The following is a 20,534-nucleotide window of genomic DNA, read 5'->3' on the forward strand; positions in this document are numbered from 1 at the left end:
GCCGACGGCGCCAACTCCACCGCCGTAGCCCATGCACGGCTTTCCAGCGATGGCGCAACCCTTGAAGACGTCACCGTCGTCTTTCGCCAGTCGCCCCGGTATCCGGGCCGTCTGCACTTTGGCGCCCGCGTGGTCTTCGCCAGAGACGGAACTCTGTTTGTGACCCTCGGGGAACGGTTCCAGGACCGATGGCGGCAGCAGGCCCAGGATCTCCGCTCCCACCTGGGCAAGGTGGTGCGGCTGCGCCCCGATGGCACAGCGCCTGACGATAACCCGTTCCTTGACCGCGACGATGCCCTGCCGGAAATCTGGTCCTATGGACACCGCAATGTTCAGGGGGCGGCCATCCACCCGGAGACGGGCAAGTTATGGATCAGTGAGCATGGCCCCCGCGGTGGCGATGAACTGAACGTCCCCAGGCCAGGGGGAAATTACGGCTGGCCCCTGGTGTCCCATGGGGTGGAGTACTCCGGTCGGCCGGTGGGTGGTGGCCACAGGCGGGCGCCGGGACTGGAGGATCCCGTCGCCACATGGACCCCGGCCATTGCCCCTGGCGGTATTGCCTTCTACACAAGCCCGGAATTCCCGGGCTGGCAGGGCAACCTGCTTGTATCCGGTCTCAGGGCCCGGGCCATTCTCCGTCTGGAACTGGAGGGTGAGTCCGTGGCGCATGAGGAACGGCTCCTTGCCGACGAGGGCCAGCGCATCCGCGATGTGGCCGTCGCCCCTGACGGTGTTGTTTATGTCTTGACTGACGACGAGCAGGACGGCGGGATCCTTCGCCTCGTTCCAGGCGGTTGATGGTGCGCTGTTCCCCGGCGCCCAGGCTCAGGACTCAACGTGACTGCTGGCTTGAGTCCGGGGCCAGGGGGCTTCTGGAGAGGCAGGGGGCACCGGCCGTCAACGCCGTCAACAGGGGTGGGGGTGGCAGACCCTTTCACTCCAGTAGACAACTGCACCCTGTGCCTCCAACTGGCGGCGGCGGTGCCGCGCCTCGTGGAACGCCACAGTTTCGTGGTTTCGATCACCAGAGAGAGACCAACTGATCCGAACCATTGCGCCTCAGAGCGGAAACAACAGTGCTCCTATCCTAAAACAGTGACCAGGGACACAGTTCTGGTCACTTCACCATCAAGCCGCTGACCGGACTTGAACCGACGACCCACGCTTTACGAAAGCGTTGCTCTACCAACTGAGCTACAGCGGCTAACCATGGAATCCTAAGTTAGCGCCAGTCCAAGTCACCCATGGCTCCCCAATCCCCTCATCCTCTGGATCCCCAGCTCAAAGCAAAACTTCAAGAAGAGTTAAGGACTCCATGGCAGAGCCTGCGGCGGGCGCTGTGGATTGCTCTGGAGGCCTCGGCGGCCCTGGGGCTGGCGATCATGGTGTTGCGGCTGGTTGGCGGAGAAACAGTGGACCTGAACGACGTGCTTATCCAGGTGGGTGCAGTGGTGTTGTTTGGCTACCTGCTCTGGAAGGACCGCTCCCCCAGACCCGAGGTCAACCCTGGCCAGACCGGAGAAAGCACGTCGCGGAAGGGGCGCTGACGCTGCAGAGACGCTGCAAATGGGGCCCACCTCAAACATTCAACGTGCGCCTCACCATGACCATCGAGAAGGCTTCCAGCCGGTCCCCCTCCTGCCAACCCGTGAAGCGACTCACGCCCACGCCACATTCATAGCCGGCATTGACCTCCTTCACCCCGTCCTTGATGCGGCGGAGAGAGTCCAGATCCCCGTCATGGACCACCTGACTGCCCCGATGCACCCGTAGCCGGCAGTTGCGCTGCAACTTGCCTTCCGTGACGTAACACCCGGCCACGGCGCCATTGCCGATGGAGAAGACGGCCCGCACCTCCGCCCAGCCCAGGGGCTCTTCCACCAATTCCGGTTCCAGGAGGCCCTCCATGGCTCCCTGGATGTCCTCCAGAAGTTTATAGATGACGTCATAGTTGCGCACGTCTACGGAAGCGGCTTCCGCAGCTCGTCGCGCACCACTGGCCATGGAGGTGTTGAAGCCGATGACCACGGCGCCCGAGGCGGTGGCCAAATCAATGTCGGTTTCCGTGACCTCTCCGGGGGAGGACAACAGGACACGAATCTGCACCTCTTCTTGAGAGAGTTGTTCGAGGGATCCCAGAATGGCCTCCAGAGACCCCTGAACATCGGTCTTGAGAATGAGGTTGAGTTCCTTGAGTTCACCCTCGGCCGCCTGGTCCGACAGGGCTGTGAGGCTGACGCGACGACTGGCCATCTGCTGGGCCAACCGGGCTGTGCGGGCATCACTGACCCTGTCACTGACCACGGCGCGGGCAGACTTCTCGTCTGCGAACACCTCGAAGGCATCCCCCGCTGTGGGCACTTCACTGAAGCCAAGGGCTTCCACGGCGGCAGAGGGGAGACCTTCCACGAGCCGCTCACCCTGGTCATTGACCATGGCCCGGATCTTGCCCAGAACCGGACCGGCGGCGATCACGTCGCCAGGTCGCAGGGTGCCGTTCTGCACCAGCAAGGTGGCCACCGGTCCCTTGGCCTTGTCCAGGTGGGCCTCCACCACGGTTCCTCTGGCCAGCCGCTCGGGATTGGCCTGCAGATCCTCCACATCGCTCACCAGAAGGATCATCTCCAGCAGCTTGTCAATGTTCTGGCCCTTGAGTGCGCTGACGGGGACCATGACCGTGTCGCCCCCCACTCCTCACTCATCAAACCGTGGTCGGCCAACTCCTGGCGCACCCGGTCCGAGTTGGCGCCCTCCTTGTCCATCTTGTTGATGGCCACCACGATTGGCACCTCCGCGGCCCGTGCATGGCTGATGGCTTCAAGGGTTTGCGGGCGCACCCCATCATCGGCGGCAACCACCAGAACAGCAATGTCGGTCACCTTGGCGCCCCGTGCCCGCATGGCTGTAAAGGCCTGGTGACCGGGCGTATCCAGGAAGGTGATGAGGGAAGGCTTCTCCTCGTGGACCACCTCCACCTGGTAGGCGCCAATGTGCTGGGTGATGCCGCCGGCCTCTCCCGCCGCCACACGGGTGCTGCGAATGGCATCCAGCAGACTGGTCTTGCCATGGTCCACATGGCCCATCACCGTCACCACGGGCGGACGCCGGCTGAGGTTCTCAAGGTCCTCGTCCTCGATCATGGCAACCGTCTTCTTGGCGGCGGCTTCAACGTCGTCCTCCATAACGGGCACCCCGAACTCCTCGGCCACCTTCTCGATGGCCAGCAGATCCAGGGATTGGGTCACCGTTGCCGAGATGCCTTTGAAGAACAAGGACTTGATGATGTCCGAGCTGTCCACGCCTAGGGCCTCGGCCAACTCCTGGACCGTCAGATTGCCTTCCGGAACCACAAGCATTTCAGGACGCTGCTGCTTGGCCTCCCGGGCTTGACGCAGTTCCATGGCCCGTCGCCGTTGCCGTTGCCGGGCGGTCTCCTTGGGCTTCTTACGCCGCTTTGTCTTGGTCTTGACTGCGGGTTGGCCTGCCCCTGCCTGGGGCTTGCCGGAAGGGCGGGCCAACGACGCGGACAGCACCGCAGCAGCCCCTTCGCTGGCAAAGCCTTCGCCAGCATTTACGTCTTCGTCATGGATGCCGATGATGTGAACCTTGGTGCGCTGTTTGCTGGCAGCGCCACCACGTCGCAACTGCTCCAGGCGGGCCGAATCGTCCCAATCCTGACGCCTGGATCGCCCACCGGCAGCGGTGCGGGCGCGACCACCGGGAACGCCACTGCGGGGCGGACCGGGGCGCCGCGGCGGTGTGGGGGATTCCGTCGTGGTTTTGGGATCGTGCTTGGGGCGCGTTGCGGTCGGTGCGGTTCCGGAAGCCCCCTCCTTACCCAGAACTTCACTGGGGGCCGCAGGCCGTCGCACCCCTGGGGGAAGTCCCCCCTGGGGCCGCTCGGCGCCGGCCCCTCCGGGACGGCTGACGCCCGGAGGACCGCCTGGGGCGCGATGCAGGGGACGGCCCACCAGTTCCGATGCCCGGGAGAGTCCAGCCGGTTTCGGTCGCCGCTCACCCGTTGCGGGACTGTCCCGCACAACCGGGTTGCCACTGGCGCCGCCCCCACGCTGGAGCCGCCCCACGAACTCCGGACGGTTCTGCTGTGGCGGTGCATCCACGCCTCCGGATCCGGAGCGCTGTGGCGTGCCGGGGCTTTCCGTCCTGGTGTTGGGACGGCGCGCCACGATTTGGGGCTGTCTTACAGGCGGCCGCGCCTGGGGCGTGGATTGCCCTGACCGGGCGCCATCAGAACGCCCCCCCAGCGCTGAGGACCGGGAACGGGGCATCCCGGATGCCACCACAGAGCGTGGAGCTTTTGCACCGGGACGACGGAGTCGTTGATCCACTGCCTTGGCGGCTTGCGGGGGGCGACCGGGGCCACTGGAAACCTTGGGGGCAGCAGGCAGGGACGGCTTCCTGGGGGGGGGACCGTTGCCGACCTGTCTCCTGAACGCAAGCGCTGATCTTTGGCTGGCCTGGGAGTCGGTGTGGAGGTTGGGGATGATACGGGGCTGGGGCTGGCGCCGCCAGTGGACTTGCGAACCGGTTTCTCGCCCACAGGGGACCTTGCGGCGGCAGGCTTGGGGGGCGCCATGAGCGGTGGCGGCTGCTTGGCCACGGGGGGACTTGCCGCCTTGTCCGGTGGAGTTGTCCCCTTGGCCGGCTTTGCGGCTGCTTTTCTGACCGCAGCAGACACCTTGGACGGCTTGCTGATCACCGATGGTGATTTTGGTGATTTGCCCCCCGGGGATCCTGCCCGCGCCTTGGACGCCTTCCCCGCCCCGGCAGTAGTCGCAACTTCCGGAGACTTCTTGGGCGCAGTGGGCCGCACCACAGTGGGCCGCACCAGCCTGGGCTTCTGGAGCGGCTTGGGTTCCGTAGATGGTGATTTGCCCCCTGGGGATCCTGCCCGCGCCTTGGACGCCTTCCCCGCCCCGGCAGCAGTCGCAACTTCCGGAGGCTTCTTGGGCGCAGTGGGCGCCGCCGCAGTGGGCCGCACCAGCCTGGGCTTCTGGAGCGGTTTGGGTTCCGCAGACGGCGGTTTCACCAGCGTAAGACCTGCCTTTGCCCTTGACCTCTTGCCAAGGGTCTTCCCTTTGGCGGGCTGATCCGCTGGTTTGCCCTTGACCTTGACCACACTGGGGCGCCGCGGATCCTTCTTGCTTCTGGAGGTGCTGGCCAGCCTGACAGGGCCGGGGGCTGGCTCCTTGGCTGGTCGGGATGGCTTTCTATGGAGTTTCTGGTCAGCAGAAGACGGCTTGGGGGCAGGCTTGCGCGGGGCGGAGGCTTGTGGCGGCGCCGGTCGTGCGGTCACCGCCGCCTTGGCTTTCAACCGGGAGGCTGGCTGAGCCTGGCCGGGCTTGTCCGGTCCAACGGTCTTCTCCTTCTGGACGGCCTTGTTTTTGTAGGCGGACGCCGAGTCTTCCGTCAGGTGACCTTCAGCCACAAGGTGGCCAATGACGGTTTCGGCCTGCCCCTCGGTGATTGAGCCGCTGTGGCTCTTGACGGGGATGGAAAGCTTCTTTGCAGCATCAAAAACAACGCGCCATGAGGGAAGGCTAAGGGCGCGCGAAAGCTCATTGATACGGACGTTGCCGCTTTTGGTCATGCGTACTCCAGACGAGCGATGAGGGTTTGACCCCATCGAGCCCTCCTTATGCAAGGGCTGTTGACATCCTGCCCCAGGGAAGGCGAGCACTACTGGAGAGCCTCACCAGAACCTTGGCTCCGCAAGACCTCCCTTCAGAAAGGCTTGCAGACGCGAACCAGAACCACTTGAGTCTATAGGACAAAAGCCGTGGAGCTTGTGGCGTCGGACTGGAGGGTGGGCGTAAGACCAAAGGCTGCGGCGCGGAAAAGCCCTGTCATCCTACAGGACAATCCTGACCGGGCTCCTTGTTTTGCGGCTCAACCCTGTCCAGTTCGGCTGCCAATGTGGCGTCAATGGCGGAATGATGGGAAATTCGCAAGCTTCTCTGGATGCGTTTTCGTCGCCGGGCGTCTTGCAGGCACCGCCTGGACCGGCACACATAGGCGGAGCGGCCAAACCCCTTGCCCAGGCCCAGGCCCCCTGACGCCAGCCGCACCAGCCGCAGCATCCGGGTGCGGTCCTTCAGGCAGGCGCAACTCACACAACGTCTCACAACCGGCCTTGGGGTGGCGCTCATTGCTGTTGTTGCCAGAGCGCCTGACCGTCAAGATCATCCCGCTGGGGATAGAGCTCCCGCAGGCGGGCATCCTCCTCGGCGCGCATGGCCTGTTCCGCCTTGATGCGCGCCTCTGCTTCCACTTGGGCTTTTTCCTCCTTCTGCCGCTGCGCGATGAGTTTGGCCACGATGGCGTCCTCTTTCCCCTGGTCGTACTCCGTGGAGTTTTTAATGTCGATCTTCCACCCCGTGAGTCGTGCGGCCAAGCGGACGTTTTGCCCCTGACGGCCAATGGCCAGGCTCAACTGGTCCGGGGGAACAAGCACATGGGCATGCCGGGCTTCAGGATCCACCAGCCGCACCTGACCCACCTTGGCGGGGCTCAGGGAATGGGCAATGTACTGGGCTGGATCCGCCGACCAGCGGATCACATCAATCTTCTCGCCCCTGAGTTCATTGACCACCTGCTGGATCCGGGAACCACGGGCCCCGATGCAGGCGCCTACAGGGTCCACTTCCCGCTCCGTGCTGTCCACAGACACCTTGGTTCGTGTCCCCACGGAACGGGAGGGTGGGTTGGCTTCCCGGGCCACGGCCACAATGCGCACGGACCCCTCCTGGATTTCCGGGACCTCGTTCTCGAACAGGTAGACCACCAGCCCCGCATTGGCCCGTGAGACAAACAACTGAGGCCCTCGCCGCGGCGCCTCCGACACCTCCTTGAGAAACACCCGGAAGGTGGCGTTGGCGCGATAGTTGTCATTGATAAGCTGATCTCGCCGTGGAAGCTCCGCCTCCACTTCCGGCCGTCCAAGACCGGAGCTGACGGCCATGATCACGCTCTGGCGTTCAAAGCGCAGGACACGGGCGCTGAGCACAGGATCCTCCAGGTCCGCAAACTCCTCCTGGATCATGTGACGCTGGTGATCCCGGAGCCGCTGGGCCAGCGTCTGCTTGGTCTGTGTGGCGGCCATGCGGCCGAAGTCGTCCCGATCCGGCGTGACATCCAGCACCACCGTGTCGCCAATCTGGGCATCTTCCGCCACCTGCTGCACATCCACCAGAGCGATCTGGTGGTCCTCGCTATCCACCTGGTCTACGATGATCTTGCTGGCCAGAACCTGGAAGCCCTCCTCGTCAAGACTGAGAGAGACGTCGAAGTTCGCGAAATAATCCCCCTCGAACGGATCTTCACCGCTTCCCAGCATCTGTGTGCGCCGGTACTTTTCATACCCCTTGAGAAGGGATTCCCGCAGAGCGTGCTCAACCGTACTGGGGGGCAGCTTCTTCTCTTCGCTGATGTTCTCGATCAGGGCCGCCAAGCCCGGAAGCATTACGAGCGACATGGATGGTCAGGTTGTGGATAACGAAAGGGCGGCTGGCTAGCCGGATGGGCCGCTGGTGAGTCGGACCTGCAGCACCTCGCCACGGGGAACACAGGTGATGCGGCCCTTGCGGTTCAGGCGGACCACGGTCTCATCCCGGCCCATCAGGGCGCCGTGGATAACGTCGTGATGCCCCTGGCGCTGGCGGTGGAGTTCCACGGGGAACCCACGAAAGCTCTGGAAATCACGATCACTGACCAGATCCTCGCTGAGGCCAGGGCTGGACACCTCCAGGACAAAGGCCGTTGCAAAAAGTTCAGCTTCATCAAGGAGAACCCCCAGACGATGGCTGAGCTTTTCACAGTGAACAATAGACACGTCACCTCCGTCCAGGCGGCGGATTGCGACAACCACCGCCAGTGGCTGACGGTGGGCCTGAACGGCCACGTCACACACAACCAGACCCAGGGGTCCAGCGGCGGTCTCGGCATGACTGCGGATTGTGGGGACTAGGACATGAGTCAAGGCACGGGTCTGGACAGACTCTCAGGACCAACTGAGGGGAGACTCCCCGCCCAACCTCCATGGCGTCAAAGTGCCTGGAAAACAAGCACGGATGCCATGAAAATCGAACGGACCCAGTGGCAATGTGGGGAAAAGCTAGCAACCCTTTCCGCCCATTGACACACCCCACAGCATGGACAGTGGCTCAACTGACAGACCCTCACCTGTTGGCCGACCCTCGTGGGCGGTATCGCGGCGTCGACAGCTATGCCCTGTTCCGAAGCTGTCTTCGCTCTGTACGCAGCGCCGATCCTGACCTCATCCTGCTAACCGGTGATCTGGGCCAGGATGAAACCTGGGCTGCCTATGGGTTGCTTCGGGATCAACTGGCCACCTGCGGCAGTCCTGCTCTGGTGATGGCGGGGAACCATGATCACCCCCATTTGCTGAGAAGCTGTCTGGGGCGACAGGCCTCGGTTGCACCCTGTGGCGTGGCTGTGGGCAACTGGTTGGTGGTGGGTCTGAACTCCCACGTGGCCGGCTGCAAGGGGGGCCACATCTCCACGGCGCAACTGGACTGGCTGGCCAGCACCCTCTCCACCCATCCAGGCCCCTGCCTGGTGGCCCTGCACCACCCGCCCACCATGATCGGTTCCCCGCGCATGGATCCCATCGCCCTGGAGACGCCTGGGCGTTTGCTGAACCTTCTCCGGAACGTTCCCCAGGTGAAGGGGGCGGTGTTTGGCCATGTGCATCAAGCCTGGCAGCAGCAGGCCCCCCTGCCCCTCATGGCCTGTCCGTCCACGGCAATGCAGATTGCGCCAGCCCAGCCCAGCGCCTATCCCGACGCGCCGGGCTGGCGGCTTCTGCGGCTGGCGGCCAACGGTGGGTTGCACACCCAGGTGATGCGGATCGTCAATGGACAGACCACACCGGAAAAGTCCCTGTGTCCCGGTTTATCTGGCTAGCTTGTGCTGTAAAACCCCACTGTGTTGTTTCCGTACGACCCAAGGGCAACGTTCACCCCCATGGCTCGGTTGCTATTGCGCAGATGGGCTTCCGCCCTTGCCACTGCCGCAACCCTTGCACTGGCGCTGACACTGGCATTCCCCCAACCCCTCCCGGCCCAGGCCCATGGCTTGACCACAGCGGAAACGCCGGGGCCGGCAACCACCCAGGCCCATGGCCACAGCTTTGTTGCCATGGCCGTACAGCAGGTGGCGCCGGCTGTTGTCCGCATTGACACGGAGCGCCGTGTCCGTGGGTCCGGTCTCAATCCCATGCTGCTGGACCCTCTCCTGCAGGACGCCCTGGGAGATCTACCCAGTACCCATCAGCAGCACAGCCAGGGTTCGGGGGTGGTGATTGCCACGAATCCGGAGAACAACCATGCCCTGGTGCTCACCAATGCCCACGTGGTGGACGGGGTTGACAGTGTGGAGGTGACGTTGTCGGACGGGCGTTCCTTCACTGGCGCTGTCAGCGGCAGTGATTCCGTTACGGACCTGGCTTTGGTGGCGCTGCGTACGGGTGACAGCGCCATCCAGGTGGCGCAACTGGGGGATTCCGCAAGCCTTGAGGTGGGGGACTGGGCCATCGCCCTGGGCAATCCCTACGGGCTGGATAGCACGGTCACCCTGGGCATCATCAGCAACTTGCACCGCAGCATTGCCAGCCTGGGATTCGTCGACAAACGCCTGGAACTTATCCAGACCGATGCCGCCATCAATCCCGGCAACTCCGGCGGTCCCCTGGTGAATGCCGCCGGCGAGGTCATCGGGATCAACACCTTGGTGCGCAGCGGCCCCGGGGCGGGGTTGGGATTTGCCATTCCCATCAACCTGGCTCGCCAAGTGGCCGTTCTCCTGGAAAGCCAGGGGGAGATCACCCACCCTTATCTGGGGATTCAGATGGTGCAGTTGACCCGGCGCCGTGCTCGGAGTCATAACGCTGATCCCAACACGCTCCTGAAGCTGCCTGAACGGGATGGGGCGCTGGTCCAGAATGTGGTTGAGGCCAGTCCGGCGGAGCGGGCCGGATTGCGCCGGGGCGATCTGGTGGTGGGCGCTGGTCACCAGACCGTTCATGAACCGGAAGAATTGCTGGCTCTTGTGGAAGCGTCCCAGGTGGGTCAGCCCCTGGAGCTCCACATTCAGAGAGGCGAACAGGAGTTTCAGTTGGAGGTGACCCCCGAGGCCATGCCCAGGTGAGCATGGCCGGCGGCCATGGGGAAACGTCAGCGCCCTGCTAAAATCTCCCCCGCTGTATATGGGACATGGGCGACCTGCAGACCCGCATCAAACAGGCCGTGGCAGAGGCGGCAGTGGAGCAGATCCGGAGCGGCATGGTGCTGGGCCTGGGATCGGGATCCACGGCCGCCCTCATGATTGAAGCTTTGGGGGAGAAACTGCGCCAAGGCCAACTGGAGAACATCACAGCGGTGCCCACCTCCTTTCAAAGTCAGGTCCTGGCCAGCAGACTGGCCATTCCCCTGGTGGATCTCAACCACGTGGAAGCGGTTGATCTGGCCATTGACGGCGCCGATGAAGTGGACCCTGGCTTCCAGTTGATCAAAGGCGGTGGCGCCTGCCATGTCCAGGAAAAGCTGGTGGCCTCGGCGGCGCGCCGCTTCCTGGTGGTGGTGGATGCCGGCAAGCTGGTGGACCGGCTGAATCTGGACTTTCTCCTGCCGGTGGAGGTGCTTCCTGGCGCCTGGTCCCTGGTGAGTCGCCGTCTTCGCTCCATGGGGGCCGAATGTGAACTGCGGATCGCGCAACGGAAGGCCGGTCCGGTGGTGACCGATCAGGGCAATCTGGTTCTGGATGTGCGCTTCCCGGGGGGCATTGGTGACGGTGCGGAACTGGAGCATCAACTCAATGCAATTCCTGGCGTGGTGGAAAACGGCCTGTTTGTCAGCCTGGCGGACCAGGTGCTGGTGGGGGAGGCGACGGAGCAGGGCATTCAGGTGCGTACACTGGCGCCCCCTGGGGACCGCTAAGGGTTCTGTCCACAATCTTTCTTGAGCCGCCGCCGCACGGATTCCCCATGGCTATGGAGCCCCTCGCTGGCCGCCATGGCCATCACGTGTTCACCTGTGGCCGCCAGCGCTTGGTGGGTGTAATGGATCAGACTCATATTGGTCATGAAGGTTTCCACCCCGAGGGCGCCGGCAAAGCGAGCCGTGCCACTTGTGGGCAGGGTGTGGTTGGGGCCGGCCAGATAGTCCCCCACCGCCTCGGGCGTCTCGGGGCCAACAAAGACGGCTCCGGCATGGCGGATGCGGGGCAGCAGGGCGTCGGGCCGGGCCACCAGGAGTTCCAGATGTTCCGGCGCAAATTCATTGGCCAGCTTAACGGCGTCAGCCAGGGTGGCCACCTTGGCCGCCAAGCCCCAATCCTGCAGGGACCGGATGCTGGTGGCCGGCTTGGGGTGCGTTTCCAGTTGCCGGGTCAGGCAGGGGAGGAGACGGGACAACAGATGATCGCTGGTGGTCAGAACAATGGCGGCAGCCAGGGGATCGTGCTCGGCCTGCGCCAGGAGATCAGCCGCCACCAGGTCCGGGTCTGCCGTCTCGTCGGCAATCACCAGAACCTCGCTGGGGCCAGCCAGGGCGTCGATGGCCACCGTGCCGTAGACCGCCTTCTTGGCCATGGTCACATAGACGTTCCCAGGCCCCGTGATCACGTCCACGGCAGGGATGGTCTCCGTGCCATAGGCCAGGGCCCCAATGGCCTGGGCCCCTCCCACCCGGTAGATCCGGTCCACGCCGGCCAGGGCTGCGGCCGCCAACACCGCCGGATTGACCGAACCGTCCCCGGAGGGGGGCGTCACCATCACCACCTTCTCCACCCCGGCCACCTTGGCGGGAACAGCGTTCATCAAGACGGTGCTGGGATAGGCGGCGCGGCCGCCGGGAATGTAGAGCCCCGCCCGCCCCATGGGTCGCCAACGGCGTTGCAACCGCTCTCCGTAGGGGCCGGTCACGTCAATGTCCGGGGGGCATTGCCGGCGGTGGAACGCCTCAATGCGGCTGTGGGCGGTTTCCAAAGCCAGCCGCAACTTCGCCGGCAAGCTGGCCAGGGCCTGGGGGCCGGCCTCCGGGGGCACCATCAACTCCTGGGGGGAGGCAAAGCGCTGCCCGTCAAAGCGGGCTGTAAAGTCCAGCAGGGCAGCATCCCCCTGTTCCCGCACGGCAGCAAGGATCGTCTCCACTTGCCGGGTGTGTTGCTGGTTGCTGTCGAGGCGCGCTGCAATCCGCCGTAGACGAGCCCGAGCATCTTCAACTGTCCGCAGAATCGGCAGACCGGGCAGTGCCATGGTTGCGGCCCCCATTAGGCGATGACTAGAGGCATGGTCTTAGGGTAGACTCAAACCCCTTACAAAACATTCAGCCACCTTTGGCCAACATCAAATCGGCACAGAAGCGCATTGCCATTGCTGAGCGCAACCGGCTGCGCAACCGCATGTACAAGGCCGGGGTGCGGACTCTGGTGAAGAAATGTCTCGGGGCCTGCACAGCCTGCGGCGACCAACCCGACGAGGCGGGGCGGGAACAGGTAACCACCGCTATTCGTGTTGCCTTCAGCCGGATTGACAAGGCGGTGAAGCGGGGTGTTCTCCACAGGAACGCCGCAGCCCACCAGAAGTCCCGCCTCAGCCGGGCCGTCAAGCAGGCTCTGGAACCGGCCGCACCGGCCGCCGCCGCCAATGGCTAAGGCTGGTGCGCCGCCACTCGTCAGCCCCCCCTTGGTGGATAGCCATTGCCATGTGGTCTTTGGGGATTTTCAAGACGATCTGGACACGGTGGCCCAGCGGTGGCGGCAGCAGGGGGTCCGCGCCCTGGTCCACGCCTGCGTGACCCCTGAAGAGATTCCGGCCATCCGTCAACTGGCGGACCGCTTCCCGGAACTGCGTTATGCGGTTGGCCTTCACCCGCTGGAGACTGGGAAGTGGCATGAAGCCATACCGAACGTGTTCCTGGATGCCTGCCGTCAGGACGAGCGGGTTGTGGCCGTGGGGGAGTTGGGCCTGGATCTTTACAAGGCCACCAATGTGGAGCAACAGGTCCATGCCCTTGAAGCCCAACTGGATGTAGCCTGGGAGGCGCACCTGCCGGTGATTATCCACTGCCGGGATGCCGCCGTGCTTCTACGGGACATTCTGGCGGCGCGGCGGCAGGCAGGACGACCTGTGCGCGGGGTCATGCACTGCTGGGCCGGCACGCCCCAGGAGATGGACTGGTTCCTGGAACTGGGGTTGATCATCAGCTTCAGCGGAATTGTCACCTTCAAGAACGCCAAGGCCGTCCATGCCTGTGCCCGGCAGGTGCCCGAGGACCGCTATATGGTGGAGACGGATTGCCCGTTTCTGGCCCCGACACCCCACCGGGGCAACGCAACGAGCCTGCGTTTGTGGCCCATGTGGCCGAGGCAATAGCGGCTTTGCGTCACTGCTCCATTGCAAGGGTCCGCCAGGTGAGCAGCGGGACTGCGGCCCGCCTCTTTGGCTTGGGGGCATTGGTGCGGGAGCCCCCCTTGATGGAGAAGAACGCCTTGACCACCCCCGCGGCTGCCCCAAACACTGCCGATATGTGATACACTGGATTTCCAGCGTGGTTCGGTGTGCCCCATGGCAGACTGCGCAGATCACCCCACAAGGCACTTGTCCAAGGTCGAAGAGCTTCACCACCACAGGTCTTGAGCGGCTGAGCAGGGTGGAGGCGCCGTCCTCTCCTTTGAAGGATTGCCCTTTGCCGTTGCTGTCCATGAGCCTGTCTTTCTCCAACAAACCCCAGCCCCAACGTCTTTGTCAGTTCTTCAACAGGGACACCACCCCATGAGCAGCGCCATTCAGGTTGCCAGAGCCGCCACCCATCTTCCTGATCTCGTGGAGGTTCAGCGGAGCAGCTTCAAGTGGTTTCTGGAGAAGGGACTGATTGAGGAGTTGAACAGCTTCTCACCCATCACCGATTACACGGGGAAGCTTGAGTTGCATTTCATCGGTGATCAGTACCGGCTGAAGCAGCCTCGCCACGACGTGGAGGAAGCCAAGCGTTGTGATGCCACCTACGCTTCGCAGATGTACGTTACCTGTCGACTGATCAACCGGGAGAGTGGGGAGATCAAGGAGCAGGATGTGTTTATCGGAGAACTGCCGCTGATGACCGAGCGGGGGACGTTTATTATCAATGGGGCGGAGCGGGTCATTATCAACCAGATTGTACGTAGCCCCGGCGTCTATTTCAAGGATGAGCAGGACAAAAATGGTCGCCGCACCTACAACGCCAGCATGATTCCCAATCGCGGCGCCTGGCTCAAGTTTGAAACTGATAAAAACGGCCTTCTCCATGTTCGCGTGGATAAGACTCGTAAGATCAACAGCCACGTGATGATGCGCGCCATTGGTCTATCCGACACGGATGTGCTGGACAAGCTGCGCCACCCTGAGTACTACAGGAAAACCATTGAGGCCAGCGTGGAAGAGGGAATCTCTTCAGAAGACCAAGCCCTGGTGGCGCTCTACAAGAAGCTGCGGCCAGGGGAGCCTCCCTCGGTCAGCGGTGGTCAGCAGTTGCTGCAAAGCCGCTTCTTCGATCCCAAGCGCTATGACCTGGGCCGCGTTGGCCGCTACAAGGTCAACAAGAAGCTGCGGCTCACGGTTCCTGACTCAGTGCGCATTCTCACCTCTGAGGACGTGCTCTCCACCCTGGATTACCTGATCAACCTGGAGTTGGACGTGGGGGGGACCAGCCTGGATGATATTGATCACCTGGGGAATCGCCGCATCCGCTCGGTGGGCGAGCTACTGCAGAACCAGATGCGCGTTGGCCTCAGCCGACTGGAGCGCATCATCCGTGAGCGCATGACCGTTGGCGAAGCCGATACGCTGACCCCCGCCCAGTTGGTCAACCCCAAGCCCCTGGTGGCCGCTGTCAAAGAGTTCTTTGGCTCCAGCCAGTTGAGCCAATTCATGGACCAGACCAATCCTCTGGCGGAACTCACCCACAAGCGGCGCATTTCAGCACTGGGTCCCGGTGGCCTCACCCGGGAGCGGGCCGGCTTTGCCGTGCGGGATATTCACCCGTCCCACTATGGGCGGATCTGCCCCATTGAAACCCCGGAGGGTCCCAACGCCGGTCTGATTGGCTCTCTGGCGACCCATGCCCGCGTGAATGAGTATGGCTTCATCGAGACTCCCTTTTGGAAATGTGAAAACGGCCGCGTGATTAAAGAAGGAGATCCCATCTATCTGGCGGCTGACGTGGAAGACGAATGCCGTGTGGCCCCCGGTGACGTGGCCACCGACAGGGAGGGCTACATCCGCACCGAACTGGTGCCCGTGCGCTACCGCCAGGACTTTGAGAAAGTTCCTCCTGATCAGGTGGATTACGTCCAGCTCTCGCCGGTCCAAATCATCTCCATCGCCACCTCCCTGATTCCCTTCCTGGAGCATGACGACGCCAACCGCGCCCTGATGGGTTCCAACATGCAGCGCCAGGCTGTGCCGTTGTTGCGTCCCACCCGGCCACTGGTGGGGACCGGCCTGGAGCCCCAGTTGACCCGGGATTCCGGCATGGTGCCCATTACCCGGGTGGACGGAGTGGTCAGTTTTGTGGACTCCGCCACCATTGTCGTCACCACGGCGGATGGTGAAAAACACGTTCATTATCTGCAGAAGTACCAACGCTCCAACCAGGACACCTGCCTCAATCACCGGCCCATTGTCCAGGTGGGAGACCATGTGATCCGTGGCCAGGTGTTGGCGGACGGCTCCGCCTGCCAGGGGGGGGAACTGGCGCTGGGGCAAAACCTGACTGTGGCTTACATGCCCTGGGAAGGCTACAACTACGAAGACGCCATTTTGGTGAGTGAGCGACTGGTTCTGGATGACCTCTACACGTCCATCCACATTGAGAAGTACGAGATTGAGTCCCGCCAGACAAAACTGGGACCTGAAGAGATCACCCGGGAGATTCCCAACATTGCCGAAGAGGCCCTCGCCAACCTGGATGAAAACGGAATCGTTCGCATTGGGGCCTTTGTCACCGCGGGAGACGTGCTGGTGGGGAAAGTGACCCCCAAGGGTGAATCGGACCAGCCGCCTGAAGAAAAGCTGCTGCGGGCCATTTTTGGCGAGAAAGCCAGGGATGTGCGGGACAACTCCCTGCGGGTGCCGTTCAAGGAGAAAGGGCGGGTGGTGGATGTGCGCGTCTACACCCGGGAGCAGGGAGACGAGCTGCCTCCTGGCGCCAACATGGTGGTCCGGGTCTATGTGGCTGTGCGGCGCAGAATCCAGGTGGGGGACAAGATGGCAGGACGCCATGGCAACAAGGGGATCATTAGTCGTATCCTGCCTCGACAGGACATGCCCTATCTGCCGGATGGATCTCCCGTGGACATTGTTCTCAACCCCCTGGGTGTTCCCAGCCGCATGAATGTTGGCCAGGTCTTCGAATGCCTGATGGGGTGGGCTGCCGAGCATCTGGGGATCAGGGTCAAGGTGGTCCCCTTTGACGAGATGCATCAGCCGGAGATGTCCAAGAAAACCGTCACCAGTTTCCTTGAACAAGCTGCAGCCCAGGAGGACAAGGCATGGGTCTACAACTCCCAGCATCCAGGCAAAATCCAGTTGACGGATGGCCGCACTGGCGAATCTTTCGACCAACCCGTCACCGTCGGCAAAGCCCACATCCTCAAGCTGGTGCATATGGCTGACGATAAAATCCACGCCCGATCCACGGGTCCCTACTCCCTGGTAACCCAGCAGCCGCTTGGCGGCAAGGCGCAGCAAGGGGGCCAGCGGCTCGGGGAGATGGAGGTGTGGGCTCTGGAGGCCTATGGCGCCGCCTACACACTCCAGGAATTGCTCACGGTCAAGTCTGACGATATGCAGGGCCGAAACGAAGCCCTGAACGCCATTGTCAAAGGTAAGCCCATCCCGCGGCCAGGAACACCGGAGTCGTTCAAGGTGTTAATGCGAGAGCTCCAGTCCCTGGGCCTGGACATTGCCGCCTACAAGGAAAACGGCACGGAAGTGGACCTCATGCAGGACGTGAATCCTCGCCGCAGCACCCCCAGCCGACCCACCTACGAGTCCTTGGGCATTCCCGACTACGACGATTGACGCCACAACCATGCATCGCCTTGCTTTTGCCTGAACCCACCGCCTCCCTTTCCATCCCCTGACCCTGACCCTGATCCTTGAAGGCCATGTCCACCAGCAGCATCCGCTCCGAAAGCCACTTCGACCACGTCAGGATTACCCTGGCTTCTCCAGAACGGATCCGTTCCTGGGGGCAACGCACCCTGCCCAACGGTCAGGTGGTTGGTGAAGTCACCAAACCGGAAACCATCAACTATCGCACATTGAAGCCGGAGATGGACGGCCTCTTCTGCGAGAGAATCTTTGGCCCTGCAAAAGACTGGGAGTGTCATTGTGGGAAGTACAAGCGGGTACGTCATCGGGGAATCGTTTGCGAGCGCTGTGGCGTTGAGGTGACTGAAAGCCGGGTGCGTCGCCATCGCATGGGTTACATCAAGCTGGCGGCGCCTGTTTCCCATGTCTGGTATTTGAAAGGGATTCCAAGTTACGTGGCGATTATCCTGGACATGGCCTTGCGGGATGTGGAGCAAATCGTCTATTTTAATTGTTATGTTGTGTTAACGAAAAATGAGCAGTATAATTCAATGGTTGATGAACTTTTCAATGTTGCCACTTATTCTATTACGTTAAGCGAAGTGCCAAGTTCTGATGTGATTGTCAGTATCAATGCCAAAGGCAAGAACTCTGCTGCTGCAAAAGTAAGTCCAGAAAAATTAACTTTTAATGCAAGCAACTGGAATGTGCCACAAAAGGTAAAAATTATTGGCACTAATAACAAAGATAAACAGCGTAATCTGAACATAAATTACTTAGTTTCCAGTCAAGACAGCAGATACAAAAGTGAATATATTTCAATTAATGAGATCAATGTTCATGCAACTGATGAAGATATAAAGAATGTTGTGATTAGGTCCGGTGTAACTTCCATGGAGCCAGGAACTTACAACATCAAGCTGGGTGCTGCTCCTGATGCTGATGTTCAAATCACCGCCAGTCCCATTATCAACGGGGAAGCAAGCTATCCTGCTGGCAGGAAAAATCTGAATCTGACCAATGAAGATCTCAGCACAAAAACAAATAAAGAGCTAAAGGAGTTGTGTAAGCAGTATGGCCTAAAAGGGTCTGGGACAAAAGCCGAGCTTTGTCAAAGGCTGGAACAGGCTAGCACAGCAAATCCAATCCCGAAAGATCAGTTGTCGTCCCGGAAAGATTCTGATCTGGCGGTAAGCCCACAGATACTTGTTTTTACACCTGATAATTGGGACGAGCGCAAAAAATCATTATTCAGAATATCGATAAAGATGATTTTCAAGCAACAATAGATGTTGCTTATTCTCTTTGCAGTGATGATGCCAAGTATAACAACAAAGCAAGAGTAGAAATTGATGAAAGTGATCACATGAAAACCATAACAATTTTACCGGGAAAATAATATAACTTCAGTGACACTTATGAATACAGAGAAGTACAAATTGTCATACAAGCAACTCTTGACTGAAGATGAATGGCTTGAGATTGAGGATTTTATTTATACAGTAGATTTTGATATAGAGCAAGAACCGGAAGTGAGCATTGGGGCTGAGGCATTGAAACAGCTTTTGAAAGATTTGGATTTACAAACCATTGCCGCGGAGATGCGGGAGGAAGTTGTCAAGAGTAAAGGACAAAAGAGAGCCAGGCTCATTAAGCGGTTGCGGGTGATCGACAATTTTATCGCCACAAAGTCCCGGCCAGAGTGGATGGTGCTAGACAACTTGCCTGTAATTCCGCCAGATTTGCGCCCTATGGTGCAACTGGATGGGGGTCGTTTTGCCACCAGTGATCTAAATGATCTCTATCGCCGCGTCATTAATCGCAACAATCGTCTGGCCAGGTTGCAGGAAATCCTTGCCCCTGAAATCATTATCCGCAATGAAAAGCGGATGCTTCAGGAAGCTGTGGATGCCTTAATCGATAATGGGCGGCGAGGCCGTGTGGTTGTTGGCGCCAACAATCGCGCCTTCAAGTCCTTAAGTGATATTATTGAGGGCAAGCAAGGGCGCTTCCGTCAAAACCTCCTGGGGAAGCGGGTAGACTACTCAGGTCGTTCCGTGATTGTGGTGGGTCCAAGTCTCAAGATTCACCAATGTGGCTTGCCTAAGGAGATGGCGATTGAGCTGTTCCAACCCTTTGTGATCCATCGCCTGATCCGCCAGAATATTGTCAATAACATTAAGTCAGCCAAGAAAATGATTCAACGAAATGATGATGAGGTGATGCTTGTTCTTCAGGAAGTAATTGATGGGCATCCTATTCTATTGAATCGCGCCCCTACCCTGCACCGTTTGGGCATCCAGGCCTTTGAGCCCAAGCTGGTGGATGGTCGTGCAATTCAACTGCACCCCCTGGTCTGTCCAGCGTACAATGCGGACTTCGACGGAGACCAGATGGCCGTCCATGTGCCTCTGGCTCTGGAGGCTCAGGCTGAAGCCAGACTCTTGATGCTGGCCAGCAACAACGTGCTCTCACCTGCCACAGGCACGCCCATCATCACTCCGTCACAAGACATGGTTCTGGGGGCGTACTATCTCACCGCTGAGTCTCCCCACTCCACCAGGAAACCACCCTACGGTAGCCATCGCCATACCTATGCCTCCCTGGCAGATGTGAGCGGCGCCTATGATCAAGGGCTCCTCAATCTGCACGACTGGGTGTGGGTCCGCTTCCAGGGAGATGTAGACAATCCCCCTGACGAAGCGGCTCGCCCCCACCGCGTGGAGCACTTTAAAGATGGAACCAGGCTTGAGCGCTGGAAGTTTCGCTGTGATCGGTTCGACAGTGGTGGCCATCTGTTCAGCCGCATGATCTTGACCACAGTAGGGCGTGTTGTGATGAACCACACGATTAATACGGTAATCAGTGCCCATAGAGTTAAACATCGGCCACCCGATTCCAGCTTTACTGCCACTTAACTCACTGCCTTTCTTCCCCATCAACCTGTCCCACGCTCTTCTCTCAACCATGACTGCTAGCAACTTCTCCATCAAGTCCGCCACGTCTGCCGCCCCCAGTTCAGCAACTGCTGCGCTGAGTGCAGAGGCTCCCCTGATCCGTAGGGGAGAGCGAAAGGGAAAGCCTCCCCTTGTCTTTCGCAATCGCGTCATTGACAAGAAGGGTCTGCGCAGTCTCATTGCTTGGGCCTACAAGGAATTTGGTACTTCGGCCACAACGGCCATTGCCGATGAGCTGAAGGATCTGGGATTTCACTATGCGACCCAGGCGGCTGTTTCCATCTCTGTGGATGACTTGAGGATTCCTGGAGATAAGAAACACCTTCTCAATGAAGCTGAAGAAGAGATTACCCGCACAGAAGAGCGTTACCGACTGGGAGAAATTACAGAAGTAGAGCGACATACAAAGGTGATTGATACGTGGACAGAAACCAATGAGCGCCTTGTTGAGGCTGTCAAGA

At 60.7% G+C, this 20,534-nt stretch carries 15 protein-coding genes, 1 tRNA gene and 5 pseudogenes; 14 read left to right on the forward strand and 7 right to left on the reverse strand.

The window, feature by feature from the left end:
* A partial coding sequence (locus BG35_RS0100590) for a PQQ-dependent sugar dehydrogenase (RefSeq protein WP_025781232.1) occupies positions 1–801 on the forward strand: 801 nt, incomplete at its 5' end.
* 108 nt (positions 802–909) lie between these two features.
* Here BG35_RS0100590 and BG35_RS14265 read toward each other — a convergent pair.
* Positions 910–1,056, reverse strand: a complete 147-nt coding sequence (locus tag BG35_RS14265) for a YWSERL motif small protein (RefSeq protein ID WP_505625211.1) — start codon at positions 1,054–1,056, stop codon at positions 910–912.
* A 78-nt stretch (positions 1,057–1,134) separates the two neighbouring features.
* A tRNA-Thr gene (locus tag BG35_RS0100595) sits at positions 1,135–1,207 on the reverse strand.
* Positions 1,208–1,247: 40 nt separating this feature from the next.
* Between BG35_RS0100595 and BG35_RS09675 the strand changes: the two genes are divergently transcribed.
* Positions 1,248–1,550: a DUF3493 domain-containing protein gene (locus BG35_RS09675; RefSeq protein WP_051506064.1), complete on the forward strand. Its 303-nt coding sequence runs from the start codon at positions 1,248–1,250 to the stop codon at positions 1,548–1,550.
* A 31-nt stretch (positions 1,551–1,581) separates the two neighbouring features.
* On the opposite strand, the pseudogene infB reads toward BG35_RS09675, so the two are convergent.
* A pseudogene (infB, locus tag BG35_RS09680) lies at positions 1,582–4,292 on the reverse strand (translation initiation factor IF-2).
* A 201-nt stretch (positions 4,293–4,493) separates the two neighbouring features.
* On the opposite strand from infB, the gene BG35_RS0100610 reads away from it, so the two are divergent.
* Positions 4,494–5,114 carry a hypothetical protein gene (locus BG35_RS0100610; RefSeq protein ID WP_034416315.1) on the forward strand — a complete coding sequence of 207 codons (621 nt, stop codon included), beginning with the start codon at positions 4,494–4,496 and terminating at the stop codon, positions 5,112–5,114.
* 15 nt (positions 5,115–5,129) lie between these two features.
* Positions 5,130–5,354, forward strand: a complete 225-nt coding sequence (locus BG35_RS0100615) for a hypothetical protein (RefSeq protein WP_152535104.1) — start codon at positions 5,130–5,132, stop codon at positions 5,352–5,354.
* Positions 5,355–5,870: 516 nt separating this feature from the next.
* Here BG35_RS0100615 and BG35_RS11335 read toward each other — a convergent pair.
* From BG35_RS11335 to BG35_RS0100630, 3 genes are read right to left on the reverse strand one after another with little or no spacing between them, the layout of a single operon-like run.
* Complete coding sequence (locus BG35_RS11335; RefSeq protein WP_025781236.1) at positions 5,871–6,173, reverse strand: YlxR family protein; 303 nt, start codon at positions 6,171–6,173, stop codon at positions 5,871–5,873.
* Positions 6,170–7,498: a transcription termination factor NusA gene (gene nusA, locus BG35_RS0100625; protein ID WP_025781237.1), complete on the reverse strand. Its 1,329-nt coding sequence runs from the start codon at positions 7,496–7,498 to the stop codon at positions 6,170–6,172. Before nusA ends, BG35_RS11335 begins: the two co-directional genes overlap by 4 nt.
* A gap of 36 nt (positions 7,499–7,534) precedes the next feature.
* Positions 7,535–8,002, reverse strand: coding sequence for a ribosome assembly cofactor RimP (locus BG35_RS0100630; RefSeq protein ID WP_025781238.1), 468 nt, complete (start codon positions 8,000–8,002; stop codon positions 7,535–7,537).
* Between the two features lie 122 nt (positions 8,003–8,124).
* Here BG35_RS0100630 and BG35_RS0100635 point away from each other — a divergent pair, with 122 nt between their 5' ends.
* From BG35_RS0100635 to rpiA, 3 genes are all read left to right on the forward strand, one after another.
* Complete coding sequence (locus BG35_RS0100635) at positions 8,125–8,949, forward strand: metallophosphoesterase (RefSeq protein ID WP_071994731.1); 825 nt, start codon at positions 8,125–8,127, stop codon at positions 8,947–8,949.
* 60 nt (positions 8,950–9,009) lie between these two features.
* Positions 9,010–10,191, forward strand: a complete 1,182-nt coding sequence (locus BG35_RS0100640; RefSeq protein WP_051506067.1) for a trypsin-like peptidase domain-containing protein — start codon at positions 9,010–9,012, stop codon at positions 10,189–10,191.
* A gap of 65 nt (positions 10,192–10,256) precedes the next feature.
* On the forward strand, positions 10,257–10,979 hold the full coding sequence (rpiA, locus tag BG35_RS0100645; protein ID WP_025781241.1) for a ribose-5-phosphate isomerase RpiA: 723 nt from the start codon (positions 10,257–10,259) through the stop codon (positions 10,977–10,979).
* Here rpiA and hisD read toward each other — a convergent pair.
* Positions 10,976–12,298 carry a histidinol dehydrogenase gene (hisD, locus tag BG35_RS0100650; protein ID WP_034416332.1) on the reverse strand — a complete coding sequence of 441 codons (1,323 nt, stop codon included), beginning with the start codon at positions 12,296–12,298 and terminating at the stop codon, positions 10,976–10,978. The two genes, rpiA and hisD, sit on opposite strands and share 4 nt — an antisense overlap.
* A gap of 80 nt (positions 12,299–12,378) precedes the next feature.
* On the opposite strand from hisD, the gene rpsT reads away from it, so the two are divergent.
* The 7 genes and pseudogenes from rpsT to rpoC2 form a co-directional block, all read left to right on the forward strand.
* Positions 12,379–12,696 carry a 30S ribosomal protein S20 gene (gene rpsT / locus BG35_RS0100655; RefSeq protein ID WP_025781243.1) on the forward strand — a complete coding sequence of 106 codons (318 nt, stop codon included), beginning with the start codon at positions 12,379–12,381 and terminating at the stop codon, positions 12,694–12,696.
* A pseudogene (locus BG35_RS09690) lies at positions 12,689–13,575 on the forward strand (TatD family hydrolase). The gene rpsT and the pseudogene BG35_RS09690 overlap by 8 nt, the downstream one beginning before the upstream one ends.
* A 241-nt stretch (positions 13,576–13,816) precedes the next feature.
* On the forward strand, positions 13,817–17,104 hold the full coding sequence (gene rpoB / locus BG35_RS0100665; RefSeq protein ID WP_025781244.1) for a DNA-directed RNA polymerase subunit beta: 3,288 nt from the start codon (positions 13,817–13,819) through the stop codon (positions 17,102–17,104).
* Positions 17,105–17,190: 86 nt separating this feature from the next.
* Positions 17,191–17,679, forward strand: a pseudogene (gene rpoC1, locus BG35_RS14010) (DNA-directed RNA polymerase subunit gamma); the annotation flags it as partial.
* Positions 17,680–18,009: 330 nt separating this feature from the next.
* On the forward strand, positions 18,010–18,405 hold the full coding sequence (locus BG35_RS13515) for an SAP domain-containing protein (protein WP_236619726.1): 396 nt from the start codon (positions 18,010–18,012) through the stop codon (positions 18,403–18,405).
* 147 nt (positions 18,406–18,552) lie between these two features.
* Positions 18,553–20,034 (forward strand): annotated as a pseudogene (gene rpoC1, locus BG35_RS0100675) (DNA-directed RNA polymerase subunit gamma); the annotation flags it as partial.
* A 49-nt stretch (positions 20,035–20,083) separates the two neighbouring features.
* Positions 20,084–20,534 (forward strand): annotated as a pseudogene (gene rpoC2, locus BG35_RS0100680) (DNA-directed RNA polymerase subunit beta'); the annotation flags it as partial.

Source organism: Candidatus Synechococcus spongiarum SH4 (genome assembly GCF_000586015.1).
Taxonomy (GTDB): domain Bacteria; phylum Cyanobacteriota; class Cyanobacteriia; order PCC-6307; family Cyanobiaceae; genus Synechococcus_B; species Synechococcus_B spongiarum_F.

Coding starts and splice junctions, on each gene's coding strand:
- rpoB (WP_025781244.1), top strand. CDS start 13,817: ATGAGCAGCGCCATTCAGGTTGCCAGAGCCGCCACCCATCTTCCTGAT.
- BG35_RS13515 (WP_236619726.1), top strand. CDS start 18,010: ATGGAGCCAGGAACTTACAACATCAAGCTGGGTGCTGCTCCTGATGCT.
- BG35_RS09675 (WP_051506064.1), top strand. CDS start 1,248: ATGGCTCCCCAATCCCCTCATCCTCTGGATCCCCAGCTCAAAGCAAAA.
- hisD (WP_034416332.1), bottom strand. CDS start 12,298: ATGGCACTGCCCGGTCTGCCGATTCTGCGGACAGTTGAAGATGCTCGG.
- BG35_RS0100640 (WP_051506067.1), top strand. CDS start 9,010: ATGGCTCGGTTGCTATTGCGCAGATGGGCTTCCGCCCTTGCCACTGCC.
- BG35_RS11335 (WP_025781236.1), bottom strand. CDS start 6,173: ATGAGCGCCACCCCAAGGCCGGTTGTGAGACGTTGTGTGAGTTGCGCC.
- BG35_RS0100635 (WP_071994731.1), top strand. CDS start 8,125: ATGTGGGGAAAAGCTAGCAACCCTTTCCGCCCATTGACACACCCCACA.
- nusA (WP_025781237.1), bottom strand. CDS start 7,498: ATGTCGCTCGTAATGCTTCCGGGCTTGGCGGCCCTGATCGAGAACATC.
- rpiA (WP_025781241.1), top strand. CDS start 10,257: ATGGGCGACCTGCAGACCCGCATCAAACAGGCCGTGGCAGAGGCGGCA.
- BG35_RS14265 (WP_505625211.1), bottom strand. CDS start 1,056: ATGGTTCGGATCAGTTGGTCTCTCTCTGGTGATCGAAACCACGAAACT.